The sequence below is a fragment of the Mesorhizobium sp. M7A.F.Ca.ET.027.03.2.1 genome, assembly GCF_003999175.1.
GTDB lineage: Bacteria > Pseudomonadota > Alphaproteobacteria > Rhizobiales > Rhizobiaceae > Mesorhizobium.
Genome location: NZ_RZOM01001296.1, coordinates 1 through 1,478, shown reverse-complemented (window position 1 = coordinate 1,478; position 1,478 = coordinate 1). Strand labels below are relative to the sequence as shown.

General features: G+C 64.5%; 1 protein-coding gene. It reads left to right on the top strand.

Features of this window, described 5'->3' with window-relative positions; genetic code table 11:
- A partial coding sequence (locus tag EN750_RS33990) for an efflux RND transporter permease subunit (RefSeq protein ID WP_145968186.1) occupies positions 1 to 1,478 on the top strand: 1,478 nt, incomplete at both ends.

Below are 1,478 nucleotides of genomic sequence, written 5' to 3'. Positions count from 1 at the left end.
GCGCTGGATCATGCTCGGCCTGTTCGCGGCCGGCCTGGTCGCCACCTACTTCGTCTGGCAGCGCCTGCCCTCGACCTTCCTTCCGGTCGAGGACCAGGGCTATTTCTTCGTCGTCATCCAGTTGCCCGACGGCGCGTCGCTGGAACGCACCGACGCGGTGGCGCAGAAGGCGCGCGACATCCTGCAGGCGACGCCCGGCGTCGAGATTGTCGGCTCGATCAGCGGCCTGAATTTCCTGACCAGTGCGGCGCAGTCGAATTCGGCGGTCGAATTCGCCATCCTGAAGCCGTGGGAGGAGCGCGGTCCCGACCAGAGCGCATCGAAGCTCGTCGCCGATGTGCGCGGCAAGCTGATGCAGATTCCAGAAGCTTTCGCGCTGAGCTTCGATCCGCCTTCTATCCCGGGTATCGGCACCACAGGCGGCTTCGAATTCGTCGTCGAGGATTTGACCGGCCGCGGCAGTTCAGCCCTCAACGATGCGACCCAAGCCGTGATCGCCGAGGCGCGCAAGCAGCCGGAAATCAACCCGCAGCAGCTGTTCTCGCCATTCTCGACCTCGACGCCGCAGTTCAACTACGACCTCGACCGCAGCAAGGCCAAGCTGCTCGGCCTCAATCTGCCCGATGTCTTCAACACGCTGCAGATCTATCTCGGCTCGCTCTACGTCAACGACTTCAACCTGTTCGGCCGCACCTTCCGGGTGACCATCCAGGCCGACAAGGATGCACGTGCGGGTGCCGCCGACATTTCGCGGCTCTATGTGCGCAATGCCTCCGGCGGCATGGTGCCGCTCTCGACGCTGGGCAAACTCGTGCCCTTCGTCGGCCCGGAGACCGTGCCGCATTACAACAACAATGCCTCGGCCTCGATCAATGGCGGTGGGGCACCCGGCTTTTCCTCGGGCCAGGCGGTTGCCGCGATGGAACGGGCCGCCGCCATTGCGCTGCCAAGGGATTTCGGTTTCGAATGGACCGGCATCACCTTCCAGGAGCTCAAGGCAGGATCGATCGCGTCCGTCGTCTTCGGCCTCGCCATCGTCTTCGTCTTCCTGATCCTGGCGATGCAGTATGAGAGCTGGGCGATGCCGTTCATGGTGCTGTTGGCGGTGCCACTGGCCCTGTTCGGCGCCTTCGTGGCCCTGTTGCTGCGTGGCATGCAGATCGACGTCTACTCGCAGATAGGCTTCGTCATGCTGATCGGCCTGGCGGCCAAGAACGCGATCCTGATCGTCGAGTTCGCAAGGCGACGGCGCGAAGAAGGCCTCAGCATCGTCGACGCGGCGATGGAGGCGGCACGGCTCAGGCTGCGGCCGATCCTGATGACGGCCTTCGCCTTCATCCTCGGCGTGCTGCCGCTGATGTTTGCGACCGGCGCCGGTGCGGCAAGCCGGCAGTCGATCGGCACCACCGTGTTCGGCGGCATGGTCGCGGCGACCATCCTGTCGCTGGTGTTCGTGCCGGTGTTCTACGCGGTCATCG